The 13,181-nt window shown below is 71.1% G+C and carries 10 protein-coding genes; 3 read left to right on the top strand and 7 right to left on the bottom strand.

Annotation, left to right across the window (positions count from 1 at the left end; translation table 11 throughout):
• The first annotated feature begins 77 nt into the window (after nt 1–77).
• Nucleotides 78–794 carry a hypothetical protein gene (locus tag GGD88_RS10285; RefSeq protein ID WP_184435119.1) on the top strand — a complete coding sequence of 239 codons (717 nt, stop codon included), beginning with the start codon at nt 78–80 and terminating at the stop codon, nt 792–794.
• 7 nt (nt 795–801) lie between these two features.
• On the opposite strand, the gene GGD88_RS10280 is transcribed toward GGD88_RS10285, so the two are convergent.
• The gene (locus tag GGD88_RS10280) at nt 802–1,080 is read right to left on the bottom strand and encodes a hypothetical protein (protein WP_184435118.1); all 279 of its coding nucleotides are present in this window, start codon (nt 1,078–1,080) and stop codon (nt 802–804) included.
• Nucleotides 1,081–1,201: 121 nt separating this feature from the next.
• Between GGD88_RS10280 and GGD88_RS10275 the strand changes: the two genes are divergently transcribed.
• A complete protein-coding gene (locus GGD88_RS10275) occupies nt 1,202–3,118 on the top strand; it encodes an ABC-F family ATP-binding cassette domain-containing protein (RefSeq protein WP_184435116.1) in 1,917 nt (638 codons plus the stop codon).
• 89 nt (nt 3,119–3,207) lie between these two features.
• On the opposite strand, the gene GGD88_RS10270 is transcribed toward GGD88_RS10275, so the two are convergent.
• The 4 genes from GGD88_RS10270 to GGD88_RS10255 form a co-directional block, all read right to left on the bottom strand.
• Nucleotides 3,208–3,780, bottom strand: a complete 573-nt coding sequence (locus tag GGD88_RS10270) for a cytochrome b (RefSeq protein WP_184435114.1) — start codon at nt 3,778–3,780, stop codon at nt 3,208–3,210.
• A 940-nt stretch (nt 3,781–4,720) separates the two neighbouring features.
• Nucleotides 4,721–4,846 (bottom strand): type B 50S ribosomal protein L36, encoded by a 126-nt coding sequence (ykgO, locus tag GGD88_RS10265; RefSeq protein ID WP_184435111.1) that lies wholly within the window; start codon nt 4,844–4,846, stop codon nt 4,721–4,723.
• 187 nt (nt 4,847–5,033) lie between these two features.
• Entirely contained in the window at nt 5,034–5,255 is a 222-nt protein-coding gene (locus GGD88_RS10260; RefSeq protein WP_246423695.1) for a type II toxin-antitoxin system RelE/ParE family toxin, read from the bottom strand.
• A 59-nt stretch (nt 5,256–5,314) separates the two neighbouring features.
• The gene (locus GGD88_RS10255) at nt 5,315–5,608 is read right to left on the bottom strand and encodes a type II toxin-antitoxin system RelB/DinJ family antitoxin (protein ID WP_184435107.1); all 294 of its coding nucleotides are present in this window, start codon (nt 5,606–5,608) and stop codon (nt 5,315–5,317) included.
• 276 nt (nt 5,609–5,884) lie between these two features.
• On the opposite strand from GGD88_RS10255, the gene GGD88_RS10250 reads away from it, so the two are divergent.
• Nucleotides 5,885–9,409 (top strand): indolepyruvate ferredoxin oxidoreductase family protein, encoded by a 3,525-nt coding sequence (locus tag GGD88_RS10250; RefSeq protein WP_221237098.1) that lies wholly within the window; start codon nt 5,885–5,887, stop codon nt 9,407–9,409.
• A 744-nt stretch (nt 9,410–10,153) separates the two neighbouring features.
• Here the strand turns inward: GGD88_RS10250 and GGD88_RS10245 are convergent.
• Together GGD88_RS10245 and GGD88_RS10240 are read right to left on the bottom strand one after the other, a co-directional pair.
• Nucleotides 10,154–11,554 carry an AmpG family muropeptide MFS transporter gene (locus GGD88_RS10245; RefSeq protein WP_343056337.1) on the bottom strand — a complete coding sequence of 467 codons (1,401 nt, stop codon included), beginning with the start codon at nt 11,552–11,554 and terminating at the stop codon, nt 10,154–10,156.
• Nucleotides 11,555–11,809: 255 nt separating this feature from the next.
• Nucleotides 11,810–13,009 (bottom strand): site-specific DNA-methyltransferase, encoded by a 1,200-nt coding sequence (locus GGD88_RS10240; RefSeq protein WP_184435104.1) that lies wholly within the window; start codon nt 13,007–13,009, stop codon nt 11,810–11,812.
• Nucleotides 13,010–13,181: the final 172 nt, after the last annotated feature.

Below are 13,181 nucleotides of genomic sequence, written 5' to 3'. Positions count from 1 at the left end.
CGCGCCCATGTGCCGGGGACCTGTCGGACCGCCGACGCGCTTCCCGTGTCTGCCACCCCGTCGCCCGGAGCCCCGCCATGACGATGACCCGCGCCTTGGCCGCGCTGCTGGCCCCCGCCCTCGCCCTCGCCCCCGCCCTCGCCCTGGTCGTGGCGGCCGGCCCGGCGCTGGCCGCGGGCACGGCCACTGTCGAGACCGAGACCCCGCAAGGGGCGCGCTCCATGACGGTGCGTTGGCTCGACGGCGACACCGCCCGCATGGACATGCCGCGCCGCCCCGGCTTTACGCTGGTGCGCGACGGCAGCGCCTATGTGGTGATGCGTCAGGGCGGCGTGCCCCTGGTCATGGAGATGGGCCCCATGCCGGAGACGGCCGCCGGCACGCCGATGGCCCAGGCGCCGGACGGCGGCGCCTTCCTCGACCGTCACACCGCCGCCGCCGTGGTCAGCCTGACCCCGACCGGCGGCACCGAGACCCTGGCCGGCCTGACCGGGGACGTCCACGACCTGGTCTGGGTGGACGGCACCGGGGCCACCCGCACCGATACCCTGGTGCTCAGCGACGATCCGCTGGCGGTGGCGTTCACGCAGGCGTTCCAGGCCTTCGGGCGCGCCCTGGAGCGCACCGAGGACGCCCGTGCCGATGCGCTGGCCGGGCGCGGCCTGCTGCGCTACGGCGACCGCTTCCGGCTGGCGACGATCTCGCCCGAGGCGCCGCCTGCCGACGCCTTCACCTTGCCGGCGCCGCCGATGCGAATGCAGGACATGATGCAGGGGCGCATGCCGCCACAGTAGAGGCTCCTCACCCCGGGCGGCCCGTGTCGGCCCTGGCCCGCGCCCGGCGGGCGCGGCGGTGCCGCAGGTAAAGGATCCCCACCGCCACCGCGCCCACCGCGAGGGTGATCGGGAACAGCGCCAGCACCAGCGGCACGCTCGCCACCGCCACGACGACGCCCGCCGCCAGCGCCGACACCGGAATCAGCAGCAGCAGCCCGAACAGCAGGTTGCAGCCGACGTTGACCGGGTCGACACGAAGCCGGCGGTTTCGGTCGGCGCGATGCGGCGGCGGTGCGGCGGTCATGGCAGCCCTGGGTCTTGCATGGCAGGCACGATGGCCTGGGCGCGCACGATAGGTGCCCCGGGCCGATGCGGCAACCCGCGCCCCCTGTCGCGGCCGGTCCGCCCATGCTATCACCCCGGCCATGCTCCAGATCCGCGACCTGACATACCGCATCGGCGGGCGCGTGCTGTTCGACGGCGCCTCGGCGGCGCTGCCGGCCGGGGCGCGCGTCGGCCTGGTGGGCCGCAACGGCACCGGCAAGTCGACCCTGCTGCGCCTGATCCTGGGCGAGGCCGCCCCCGATTCGGGCGCTATCACGGTGCACCCGCGCGCCCGCGTCGGCCGGCTGGCGCAGGAGGCGCCGGAGGGCGAGACGCCGCTGCTGGACTGCGTGCTGGCCGCCGACACCGAGCGCGCCGCGCTGCTGGCCGAGGAGGCCGCGACCACCGACGGCCACCGCATCGCGGAGATCCACGAGCGCCTGACCGCCATCGAGGCCCACACCGCCGAGGCCCGGGCCGGGCGCATCCTGTCCGGCCTGGGCTTCCCCGCCGAGCACCACGGCCGCCCCGTGGGCGACTACTCCGGCGGCTGGCGCATGCGCGTCGCGCTGGCGGCGGTGCTGTTCGCGCGCCCCGACCTGCTGCTGCTGGACGAGCCCACCAACCACCTGGACCTGGAGGCCACGCTGTGGCTGGAAGGCCATCTGGCGAGCTACCCCGGCACGGTGCTGATCATCAGCCACGACCGCGCCCTGCTGAACCGGGCCGTGGACCGCATCTGGCACCTGGACCGGGGCAAGCTGGTGGCCTACGGCGGCCCTTACGACACCTTCGAGACCACGCGCCGCCAGCAGATGGACCTGCAGGCCCGCGCCTACGAGAAGCAGCAGGCTCAGCGCCAGCGCATTCAGGGCTTCATCGACCGCTTCCGCGCCAAGGCCACCAAGGCCCGCCAGGCGCAGAGCCGCATCAAGCTGCTGGAGAAGATGGAGGTGCTGGCCCCGGTGGTGGAAGACCACGCCGTCAGCTTCGACTTCCCCGAACCGGCGCCGCTGTCCCCGCCCCTGGTCGCGATCGAGGGCGGCGTGGCCGGCTACGACGGTCGGCCGGTGCTGCGCGGGCTCGACCTGCGGCTGGACATGGACGACCGCGTCGCCCTGCTGGGTGCGAACGGCAACGGCAAGTCCACGCTGGCCAAGGTGCTGGCCGGGCGGCTCGACCTGATGGGCGGGCGGATGCAGGCGTCGTCTAAGCTGACCGTGGGCTATTTCGCCCAGCACCAGACGGATGAACTGGTGACCACCCAGAGCCCGCTGTGGCACCTGCGCCGGGAGATGCCGGAGGCCACGGAGACCAAGTTGCGCGCCCATCTGGGGCGGTTCGACTTCACCGCCCAGCACGTCGAGACCCCGGTCGGCAACCTGTCGGGCGGGGAGAAGGCGCGGCTGCTGATCGCGCTGATGAGCCGCACCGCGCCGCACCTGATGATCCTGGACGAGCCCACCAACCACCTGGACATCGACACCCGCGAGGCCCTGGTCGCGGCCCTGAACGCCTTCTCGGGCGCGGTGGTGCTGATCACCCACGACCCGCTCCTGGTGGAGCTGGCGGCCGACCGGCTGTGGCTGGTGGATGGCGGCACCGTGGCGCCGTTCGACGGCGACATGGCCGATTACCGCAAGCTCTTGCTGGAGCGGGCGCGCGAGGAACGGCGCGAGGCCCGGGCGGAGGGCGAGGCCGCCAAGGGCGGCGGCCCGGCCGGCGGGGTCTCGGCCCAGACGCGCAAGGACGAGCGCCGCGCCGCCGCCGAGTTGCGCCAGCGCACCGCCCCGCTGCGCAAGGCGATCCAGGCGGCGGAAAAAGACATCGAGAGGTTGACGGCCGAGAAGGCCCGGCTGGAAGCGGCGCTGGCCGACCCGGCCCTGTACCAAGGGCCGGCGGAGCGGCTCACCGCGCTTCAGAAGGACCTGGGCGCGGTGGGCAGGCGGATCGAGGCCGCCGAGGCCCGCTGGATGGAGGCCCAGGAGGCCCTGGAGGCCGCCGAAGCGGCGGCGTGACCGGTTGGCCCCACGCGGCAGCGTGGGGCCAGAGGGCGCGGCCGTCTCGCACCCACGCGCCTTGCGTGGGTGCGCCCACACCCAGTGCCCTACTCCGCCGGCGTGGCGGCGCCCTGGGCGACGCGGCTGGTCAGCATCCGCCGCAGGGTGGTGTCGCGATCCAGGAAATGATGCTTCAGCGACACCAGCGCGTGACCGGCAACCAGGGCCAGGACCAGGTAGCTGCCCGGGCCGTGGATGACATGCGCCACGCTGCGCACCGCCGCCACCTCACCCAGCGCGGGGATGGTGAACAGGCCGAAGACGGTTAGGTCGCGCCCCCCGAACACCGAGGACAGAACCCCGGACAGCGGGATCAGGATGGTGGCCGCGATCAGCGTCAGGTGCATGGCGCGGGCCAGCGTCGGCTCCCACCTGGGCTGGTGGGCGAAGGGGGTGATGGCGGGCTGCCAGGCGCGCCAGCCGATGCGCACCAGGGCCAGGGCCAGGGCCAGCACGCCGAGCGACTTGTGCAGCCCGACCAGCGCGCCCTTGTCGGGTGTGCGCGGCATGCCCTCCAGGATCAGGCCGAAGGCGATCAGGCCCAGCATGAGGACCGCGATGGCCCAGTGGTTGATGATGGTGACCAGCCCGTAGCCGGTCTTCGAATCGGTGAGTCGCATGGTCAAGGCGTCCTTTCGCAGGCATCGGGGACGCGGCGACGGCGCCCCGGCCCCGCCGCGCGAGGCCGGGTCTTGGGGGCCGGAGGCCGGTCCGGACGGGAGGGAACGGCGCGATCCGATACGGCCGCGCGTCCGATGCCCTGACGATGGACGGGGGTATTGACGCCGGTTTGACGGCACCCGGTGCCAGTCGTGACAAAGTATGACGCCGCTGGAAGGTTTGGTGGCAGGGGGCGGCGTCGGTCGCCGGGGGCGTGTCGGCCGCCCCGCCCCGGTCCCTCGCTCCGGCGTGGGACCGCGCGACGCAGAAGCGCCCACGCGGGAGCGTGGGCGGAAGAGCCTATCCTGTCTCGGTCCCACGCTCCCGCGTGGGACCATGTGACGCGAAGGCGCCCACGCGGGAGCGTGGGCGGGAGAGCGCTATCCTGTCTCGGTCCCACGCTCCGGCGTGGGACCACGCGACGTGAGGGCGCCCACGCAGGAGCGCGGGCGGGAGAGCCTAATCCTGTCTCGGTCCCACGCTCCGGCGTGGGACCATGTGACGCGAAGGCGCCCACGCAGGAGCGCGGGCGGGAGAGCCTAATCCTGTCTCGGTCCCACGCTCCGGCGTGGGACCACGCGACGTGAAGGCGCCCACGCGGCAGCGTGGGCGCGAGAGCCTAATCCTGTCTCGGTCCCACGCGCCGGCGTGGGACCACGCGACGCAGAAGCGCCTACGCAGGAGCGTGGGCGGAAGAGCCTATCCTGTCTCGGTCCCACGCTCCCGCGTGGGACCCGGCGCACCCCATGCGCCCACGCTCCCGCGTGGGCGCGAGAGCCTATCCCTTCCCGGTCCCCCCGCGCACGACACAGCGGCCCGCCCTGCGGCCGGCCGCTGTGTCGTCACGCCATCCAGGAGTCGGCGCGCCGGAACGTCGTGACGACGCCGGCGCGGCCGGCCTCAGCCCTGGCGGGCCTTGTAGCGGGGGTTGGTCTTGTTGATGACGTAGACCCGGCCCTTGCGCCGCACGACGCGGCAGTTCTTGTCGCGGGTCTTGGCCGACTTCAGGGAATTCCGCACGCGCATGGTTCTGTCCTCGGGCTCGATCGTCGGGCTTTGTCCTCGGGGGCTGCCCGGTGTCCGGCCCCGGCGGTCCATACGCCACGGGGCGGCCGCCCGGGGGCCGGTCGCAAGAGGCGCGCACCCTACAGAGCCGCTCCCGCCGCGTCAACGACGCAAACGCCATCTCGTCGCGGCCATGGCTGTCCCGTGGTCACGGCCACGGCTGTGCCACGGGCAGCACACGCAGCACCGTGACGGCGGTCCCGCCCAGCCCGTCGTCATCATGTCTGTAAACCACCACGTAGCGCCGCCGCACGACCATCTCGCGGGTGCCCGCCGCCCGGCCTGCCCGGGACAGCCTTGGGGTCTCCGGCAGCCGCGACACCTTGGCGTCGATCTCGCCAATCAGCGCGCGCGGTCGCCGGGTTGTCATCGGCGATGTACGTGACGACGGACAGCAGATCCGCCCGCGCGGCCTGCGTCCAGGTAACCTCAGGCACGGCGCCTGTCTTGGATTGCCGCCTGTGCCTCCGCCATCACGGCATCGTGACGGACCGTCGCACCGGGGTCGTCGAGAGCCTCACGTACCTTGGCTCGGAACCAGGAGTCGTAGGCGTCGGGGTCGGCCGTCAGGCCGGCGGGCAGGCCGCCCTCCGCTGCGACCCGCGTGAGCAGGATGCGGACGGCATCGGATACCGAGAGGCCGACGCCGGCCAGGACCTCGGTCGCTTCGGCCTTGAGCCTGTCGTCGACGCGGACGTGCAGCATGGATGTCCGAGCGGTCATGGATCGCCTCGTCTGTTGGGGCCCTCATCGTATCTCAAATGAGATGTGGGTGACAGGACGCGAGGGCCAGGCCGCTCACTCCCCATCCCCCAAAAAACGTCAGGATTGCTGTCCCGTTTGCAGGGGTGCGCGCGGCGCGTTAGACTGTCTCCAGCCTGAGCGCGTGGATGGGGCATTGGCGCCGCCGCCGCGCCGTGACCACATGTTCCCAATCACATGACTTCAAATGACATGACGGCGCGTCCCGATCCGCGCCCCCTGTCCGGAGAGCCCGCCATGACCGCCGTCCCGCCGCCCCCCGCCCTGGAGCCGGTCCCGATGGATCAGGTCAGCCTGGAGGACAAGTACCGCCTGGCCCAGGGCCGCGTGTTCATGACCGGCATCCAGGCGCTGACCCGCCTGCTGCTGGCCCAGCGCCAGCGCGACCGTGCCGCCGGCCTGAACACCGGCGGCTTCGTCAGCGGCTATCGCGGCTCGCCCCTGGGCGCCTACGACAAGGAGCTGTGGAAGGCGCGCCGGTACCTGGAGGCCGAAAACATCGTCTTCCAGCCCGGTGTCAACGAGGACTTGGCCGCCACCGCCATCTGGGGCACGCAACAGACCGGGCTGTTCCGGGGGGCGAAGGTCGACGGTGTGTTCGGCGTCTGGTACGGCAAGGGCCCGGGCGTCGACCGCTCCGGGGACGTGTTCAAGCACGCCACCATGGCCGGCACGTCGCCGCACGGCGGCGTGCTGGTGATCGCCGGCGACGACCACGCCGCCAAGTCCTCGACCATCGCCCACCAGTCCGAGCATGCGCTGTCCGGCGCCCAGATCCCGGTCCTGAACCCGGCCGGGGTCGACGAGGTGGTGGACTACGGCCTGCTCGGCATTGCCATGAGCCGCTATGCCGGCCTGTGGGTGTCCATGAAGGCGATCAGCGAGACCTGCGACAGCGGCGGCTCGGTGCTGGTCGATCCGCTGGCGCTGGATATCGTCACCCCGACGGACTTCGTGTTCCCGCCCGACGGGGTGCACATCCGCTGGCCGGACGCGCCCCTGGCGCAGGAATATCGGCTGATGCGCTACAAGATCTACGCCGCGCTCGCCTTCGCCCGCGCCAACCGGATCGACCGGGTCGTCTTCGATTCGCCCGAACCGCGCCTGGGCATCGTGGCGTCGGGCAAGGCGTACAAGGACGTCCGCCAGGCCCTGGCCGACCTGGGCATCACCGAGCGCATCGCCCGCGATATCGGCATCCGGCTGTACAAGGTCGGCATGCCCTGGCCACTGGAGCGCGACGGCATCCGCCGCTTCGCCGAGGGGCTCGAAGAGATCCTGGTGGTCGAGGAAAAACGCGCCCTGATCGAGAACCAGTTGAAGGAGCAGCTCTACAACTGGCGCGAGGACGTGCGCCCGCGCATCGTCGGCAAGTTCGACGAAGCGGGCACCTGGATCCTGCCCTCCGCCGGCGAACTGACCCCGGCCATGGTGGCCCGCGCCATCGCCGGGCAGTTGCGCCGCTTCGTCACCCTGGACACGATGGAACAGCGCCTCGCCCTGCTGGAGCGCAAGCAGGCCGAACTGTCCACCGAGCGGGTCGCCACCAAGCGCCTGCCCTACTACTGCTCCGGCTGCCCGCACAACACCTCGACCACCGTACCCGAGGGCAGCGAGGCCCTGGCCGGCATCGGCTGCCACTACATGGTCACGTGGATGCCGGAGCGGAACACGAAGACCTTCACCCACATGGGCGGCGAAGGGGCGAGCTGGGTCGGGCTGGCGCCCTTCACCGAGACCCGCCACATGTTCGTCAACCTGGGCGACGGCACCTACTTCCACTCCGGCTCGCTGGCGATCCGCCAGGCCGTCGCCGCCGGGGTCAACATCACCTACAAGCTGCTCTACAACGACGCCGTCGCCATGACCGGCGGCCAGCCGGTGGACGGCACCCTGACCGTGCCGCAGATCGCGCACCAGATGGCGGGCGAAGGCGTCAAGCGCATCGTCGTCGTCTCCGACGACCCGGAGAAGTATGGCGACGGGGCGATGCTGCCGCCGGGAACCCAGGTGGCGCACCGCGACCGCCTGGACGCGATCCAGCGCGACCTGCGCGAGGTGGCGGGGGTCACCGTCCTGATCTACGACCAGACCTGTGCCGCCGAGAAGCGCCGCCGCCGCAAGCGCGGCCTGATGGAGGACCCGGACGTCCGCGTCATGATCAACGAGGCGGTATGCGAGGGCTGCGGCGACTGTGGCGTGCAGTCCAACTGCGTCTCGATCACCCCGGTGGAGACCGAATTCGGCCGCAAGCGCGCCATCGACCAGTCCACGTGCAACAAGGACATCTCCTGCATCAAGGGCTTCTGCCCCAGCTTCGTGACCGTCTCCGGGGTGGTGCCCAAGAAGGCGTCGGCCAAGGCCGGCGCCCCGGACCAGGACGACGGCTTCCCCGCCCTGCCCGAGCCGGACACCGCGATCACCCAGAGCATGCCCTACGACATCCTCATCACCGGCATCGGCGGCACCGGCGTGGTGACCATCGGCGCCATCCTGGGCATGGCGGCCCACCTGGAGGGCAAGGGCGTCTCGGTGCTCGACCAGACCGGCCTCGCGCAGAAGAACGGCGCCGTGGTCAGCCACGTGCGCCTCGCCCACAAGCCGGCGGACATCCACGCCGTGCGCATCGCCGCCGGCAACACCAACCTGCTGCTCGGCTGCGACATGGTCACCGCGGCCGGTGCCGACGTGCTGGCGAAGATGCGCCGGGGGCTCAGCGTGGCGGTGATGAACGCGCATCCGGTGATGACCGCCGACTTCACCCAGAAGCCGGACCTGGCCTTCCCCGACCAGGCCATCCGGGACGTGCTCGCCGACGCCGCCCACGACGTGCAGTACGTGGACGCGACCCGGGTCGCCACCGCGCTGCTGGGCGACAGCATCGCCGCCAACCTGTTCATGGTGGGCTACGCCTGGCAGAAGGGCCTGATCCCGATCGCCCGCGCCGCCATCGAACGCGCCGTGGAGCTGAACGGGGCCGCCGTCCAGAGCAACCTGGGCGCCTTCCTGTGGGGCCGGCGCATGGCGGCGGAGCCCGAGCGGGTGCTGGCGCTGGTCGGTCCGCAGGCCGAGGCCAGCGGCGACCGCCGGCTGTCCGAGACGCTGGACGAGGCCATCGCGCGGCGGGTTGCGTCCCTGCGCGCCTACCAGAGCGGGCGCTACGCCAAGCGCTACCGCAAGCTGGTGGCGCGCGTGCGCGCCGCCGAGGCGGCGGCCATGGGACCGGACGAGACCGCCCTGACCGACGCCGTGGCCCGCGCCCTGTTCAAGCTGATGGCCTACAAGGACGAGTACGAGGTCGCCCGGCTGTACACCGACGGCCGCTTCGCCGAGTCCCTGAAGGCCCGCTTCGAGGGCGAGCGCCCGCGCCTGACCTTCCACCTCGCGCCGCCCCTGCTGGCGAAGCGCGACCCGCGCACCGGCCACCTCATCAAGCGCGAATACGGCCCCTGGGTGTTCGGCGCCTTCCGGGTCATGGCGCGCCTGAAGGGTCTGCGCGGCACGCCGCTGGACCCGTTCGGCTACACCGGGGAGCGGCGCATGCAGCGCCGCCTCATCGCCGAATACCGCGCCTCGGTCGACCGCCTGCTGGCCGACCTGACGCCGGAGAGCCACGCGCTGGCGGTGGACTTGGCGCGGCTGCCGCTGGAGATGCGCGGTTTCGGCCATGTGCTGGAGACGAACGTGGAAGCGGCCAGGGCGAAGGAGGCCGAACTGCGCGCCGCCCACGACGCCCCCGCGCCCCGGATGGCGGCGGAGTAACACGCCGAGATGGCGGAACGGGGGGTTGCCCCCGTCCCGAACCGTCTTCTTTCGACGTACAGAAACAGTTCCGGTCGGGGGAGCAACCCCCGACCGGCCTGTTGCGTTGACGAGTCTGGCCGCGAATACCAGCGGCGCAGTGTCGATGGCAGCCCGCTTACCTGCGCGGCCACCGGCGGGTGTGCGCACGCACGTACTCATCCCGGCCATGCCGGAGGCGCACGTAAGCCCGCACATGAACGATACGATCGTTAATGTTTCGTATCTCCAAAGCGGTTTGCGCTTGATCGCAAACCCACTTTGGCCCAGGATCCTAGTTGTTCACGCTGGGATCTGGTCCGTAGTGGGCTAGCGACCGGTTGAGAAACCGCCCAGATGGCTACCGCCGTCTTGGGCGGTTTCTTTTTTTAGGTGTCGGGATCGCCGTTCGCGCCTCCACATCTGGTAGCCCAAAAGGATCGGACGTACCGCATAGTGCGTCCCGCCCGGCTCGTTTACGCTACGTTCGGTCCACTCAGGTTGCAAGGGGATTCTGGCTCGCGAGGGCAGTATCGTCGTGCTTTTTGCTAAAGACGGGCCAACGCCGGTAAAATTATGCGCTGCGCATACGCATTTGTGCAAATAACGTCCGCCGCGACGCCGACTCCGGCGAAGCGCGAGCGCACTTGGCCCTTTGACGAATGTTCGTCAGGCCGCCGAGTCGCTTGCCGGTAGGCGTAATGATTGGGCCGGCCGTCTTCCCCCTCAATCATCGTCCGCCCAGGCGGCGCGGGGGTCGGCGCGGGTGGCGCGGCTGGGGAAGGTGCGCATCATCCACAGCAGCAGCAGCAGGCCCGGCACCGCCGCCAGCGTGGTGATGAGGAAGTAGCTGACCCAGTCCACCTGCTCGGCCAGCCAGCCGCCGCCGGCCGCGAAGAAGGTGCGGGCGAAGCTCATCAGGCTGGAGACCAGGGCATACTGCGTCGCCGTATAGGCGATGTTGCACAGCGACGACAGGTAGGCCACGAAGGCCGCCGTGCCCATGCCGCCGGTCAGGTTCTCGACGCTGATGGTCACCACCAGCCAGCCCACGTCGGGGCCGACGTAGGCCTGCCAGGCGAACACCAGGTTGGAGGCCGCCTGGGCCACGCCGCAGATCAGCAGCGCCCGCAGGATCCCCAGCCGCGCCACCAGTAGCCCCCCGGCCAGCCCGCCGACGATGGTCATGACCACGCCGTAGCCCTTGGAGATCACCCCCACCTCGGTCTTGGTGAAGCCGATCTCCTCGTAGAACGGCATCGCCATGATGCCCAGCAGGGCGTCGCCGTATTTGTAGAGCGCGATGAACACCAGGATCATGACCCAGTGGCGGCGCGTCATGAAGTCGCGGAACGGGGCCACCACGGCGCCGTAGAGGAACGTCAGCGCCTGACGCAGCGCCGGCGACAGGGGACCGCGCCGCGCCATCCAGTCGCGCGCCCGGTCCTCCTCGGCGGCGGCCTGGGCGACGGCGGCGGTCCGGTCCGGTTCCGGGCTCAAAAGGGCGGTCAGCATCCCCACCCCCATCAGCCCGGCCATGGCGGTGTAGGCCCAGAACCAGCCGGCAAGGTCGGCGACGATCAGCGCCCCGCCGCTGGCCGCCACCATGCCGATGCGGTAGCCCAGCACGATGGTGCCGGCGCCGGCGCCGAGTTGGTGCTCCTCCAGGCTCTCCACGCGGTAGGCGTCGATGACGATGTCCTGGGTCGCGGAGGCGAAGGCCAGCAGCACAGCCCACAGCGCGGTCCACCACAGGTCCGTGGCCGGGTCGGTGGCGCCCAGGCCGATCATGCACCCGATGATCAGGAGCTGGGCCAGGATCAGCCAGCCGCGCCGCTGCCCCAGCCAGGGCGTCAGCAGCGGCAGCCGCAGCCGGTCGACCAGCGGCGACCACAGGAACTTGAAGCCGTAGGCGGTGCTGGCGAAGGCGAACAGGCCGATGGCGGTCTTGGAGACCCCGGCCTCCGACAGCCAGTAGGACAGGGTGGAGAACACCAGCAGCAGTGGCAGCCCGCTGGAGAAGCCCAGGAACAGCACCCGGAGAACCCGGATATCGCGGTAGACGGCGAGGCTGTCCCACCAGGCACGCAGGGCGGGAGACACGGAACGGGACACGGTGCGGGACACGGCGGCGGCCTTCTGCTGCGGGGCGCGGGGCACGGCGGCGCCATGATCGGCGCGCCGCGCCGGCGGACGCAAGCGCCGTGTCGGTGGCGCGCCGGCGCCCGGGCGTCGGTGCCCCGCCTACAGCCGATCGCCCGAAGTCGGGGTCACGCCGTGATTTCGGTTTGTCGCGATAATCGGCTGTAAAATCAATAATGTAGAGCCGATTCACGTTCGAAATCGGACCGCATCTGCGGTTCCGATTTCGAACAATCGGCCCTAATGCAGCGTGGCGGCGGCCGAGCCGCGGGTGCCGCGGCGCGGGCCGCGCCCGCTTCGGGACCCACCCCGGCCGCCGGTCGGCAGCGGCGCGGGGTCGGCGGGCGCCTCGCCCTGGTCCACCATCTCCTGGCGCAGGCGCTGGCGCAGCAGGTCGATGGGCACCAGGCCCTCCGTGCCCTCCGTCTGCATGTGCCAGAAGGTCCAGCCGTTGCACGCCGGCGCCCCCTGCACCGCCGCCCCCACCTGGTGGATGGAGCCGCGGTGCTCGGCGCTGATCAGGGTGCCGTCGGCGCGCACCTTGGCGGTCCAGCGCCCGCCGGAGTCTGTCAGCACCGTGCCCGGCGGCAGCAGGCCGCGCTCCACCACGGCGCCGAAGGGGATGCGCGGCTCCGCGCGCTTGCGCGGCGTGGCGAGCAGCGTCGGGTCATCCACCGTCTGCACCGCCGCGACACGGGCGCGGGCGGCGGCGATATAGTCCGGGTCCCGCTCGATGCCGATCCAGCGCCGGCCCAGCCGCTTGGCCACCGCCGCCGAGGTGCCGCTGCCGAGGAACGGGTCCAGAATGACGTCGCCCGGGTTGGTCGAGGCCAGCACCACCCGGTGCAGCAGGGCCTCCGGCTTCTGCGTCGGATGCAGCTTCTGGCCGCCGTCGTCCTTCAGCCGCTCGCCGCCGGTGCACAGGGGCAGGCTCCAGTCGCTGCGCATCTGGAGGCCCTCGTTGAGCGCCTTCATGGCCTCGTAGTTGAAGGTGTAGCGCGCCTCCGGTCCCTTGGCGCACCACACCAGGGTTTCGTGGGCGTTGGTGAAGCGGGTGCCGCGGAAGTTGGGCATCGGGTTGGTCTTGCGCCAGATGACGTCGTTGAGCACCCAGAACCCCAGGTCCTGGAGCGCCGTCCCGACCCGGAAGATGTTGTGATAGGTGCCGATGACCCACAGCGTGCCGGTGTCCTTCAGCACCCGGTGGCAGGCGGCCAGCCAGGCGCGGGTGAAGGCATCGTAGTCGGCGAAGCCGGCGAAGCGGTCCCAGGCGTCGTCCACGCCGTCGACGCGGCTGTTGTTGGGCCGCAGCAGTTCGCCGCCGAGCTGAAGATTGTAGGGCGGATCGGCGAACACGACGTCGACGGACTGGGCGGGCAGGCCGGCGAGAACCTCGACGCAATCGCCCTGGTAGATCCGGTCGGTCTTCAGCGGGGGCATGGCGGCATCCGGGCACGGGGACTAGGAACGGGGACTAGGAACGGGGACGGCACGAGCCGTTTGACGTTTGTACGCCGGCCGAGTCGGCATGACAATGTTTGTTTTAATTCAGGACTCTACGGGATGTTTTGGAGGTGAAATTGATGTTTTCTCGCATCCCGTACGATCGCAA

This window comes from Roseospira goensis (assembly GCF_014197795.1).
In the GTDB taxonomy this organism is placed as follows: Bacteria; Pseudomonadota; Alphaproteobacteria; order Rhodospirillales; family Rhodospirillaceae; genus Rhodospira; species Rhodospira goensis.
This window is presented reverse-complemented; position numbering and strand designations above follow the sequence as displayed.